The organism is Vibrio sp. D173a, assembly GCF_030248475.1.
The window spans coordinates 1-1,546 of the sequence record NZ_JAHGAH010001157.1 but is presented as its reverse complement, the minus strand read 5'-3'; the positions used below and the strand labels follow the sequence as shown (position 1 = coordinate 1,546).

Here is a 1,546-nt window from a genome sequence, read left to right as displayed (position 1 = left end):
GAGCAGCACTTTTATTTAAGAGAAAATATTAAGGGTAAGCTTGAGACAGCAATCCGCGCAGTTTACAAAGAGCAAGGTGATATTTATACCGCTGCACTGGAAACAGCAAACGAGTGGTCAACAGCATACCTGAACCAAGACAACAACTCAGTAATCGAGTTTGAGAAAGCCATCAAGCAATTGAGCGAACAAAACATCACGGTAAAATATCCAGTGAAGCTTGAGTCTCAAAGCTCTCTTTCAGATGTCATTCGTGACCGTCTACGTCGTGAAGTCACTACAATGACGATCAAGGAGGAGAAATAATGATTCGTTGGATTTTTCTTTTCTTAGTCCTTGGCGCCGGTCTATTTGTCGGTACACAGTTCTCGGGACAACAAGGCTACGTTCTAATCTCTATTGCCAATAAAACAATTGAGATGAGTGTGACTACCTTGGTTATCTTTGTGATCGCGCTATTGGCCGCACTCTTTGGCCTTGAGTACCTGTTTAAGAAGGTGGTATACGCAAGTTCTACTACGTGGAACTGGTTCAGTGTGCGTAAGCAAAAACGTTCACGTCGTTACACCAATGAAGGTATCGTTAAACTGCTTGAAGGTGATTGGAAAGGCGCAGAGAAAAAAGTGACGCGCTGGGCTAATCATCACGACATGCCATTGCTTTGCTACCTAGTAGCGTCACAAGCTGCACATGAGCAAGGCAATAAAGATGAGCGTGATAAGTACATCGAACTTGCTAGCCAACAAGATAACTCTCAGCTTGCTGTTGAACTAACTAAAGCTAAGCAACAGATCAGTGAGAGAAACTTTGAAGCCGCTTTTGATACTCTGTCGACTCTAAAAGGCACTTACCCAAGCAACACTGCTGTTCTAGGTCTATTAAAGACAACTTACGTTGAACTAAAGTTATGGCAGCCTCTGATTGAACTGACGCCAAAATTGGTTAAAAGCAAGCTAGTCACAGCAGAAGAACAAATCGCATTAGAACAGAAAGCACAATGTGGTCTACTGCCCGATGTCGCTAAGCAACAGGGTAGCGAGGGACTTATCAGTCACTGGAATAAGCTATCTCGCAAGCAAAAACAAAGTACACACCTTGTCTCTTGTTTTGTTAAACAGTTAATTGCTCGCAAGGCAGACTCAGAAGCATTTACAGTCATCAAAGAGAACATTGCTAAGAGCGAATCAAACGAGCTGTATACATTGCTTCCAGAACTTAACCTAACCGACCACCACCCTGTGGTTGTTATGCTAGAAAAAGCAGTGAAGAAAGATGATAGCAACGCAGAAGCCCACAGTGCTCTGGCGCAGTTCTACCTAAGAGAGCAAAAGTGGACAGAAGCGCAAGCGCACTTTGAAAAGGCGCTAGAGCTTCTCTAACGTTTCAGATTATGGTTACCTGTCTGATGCTCTTGAGAAACAGAACCTAACCAAAGCTGCCCATGAAGTTTCACGTAAGGCTTTAGGCTTAGTGAAGTCGGCATAACAAACGTAATGACAACCCCACAAAGCCGATGCAGAGATGCATCGGCTTTTTTGTACATTTC

Annotated in this window: 1 protein-coding gene and 1 pseudogene; both read left to right on the top strand. The window is 43.5% G+C overall.

Annotated features, from left to right (window positions below; genetic code table 11):
- Positions 1-306 (top strand): uroporphyrinogen-III C-methyltransferase (locus tag KIV40_RS31990; protein ID WP_285353359.1); only part of this gene is annotated, 306 nt, incomplete at its 5' end.
- Positions 306-1,485 (top strand): annotated as a pseudogene (locus KIV40_RS31985) (heme biosynthesis protein HemY). The gene KIV40_RS31990 and the pseudogene KIV40_RS31985, both read left to right, overlap by 1 nt.
- Positions 1,486-1,546: the final 61 nt, after the last annotated feature.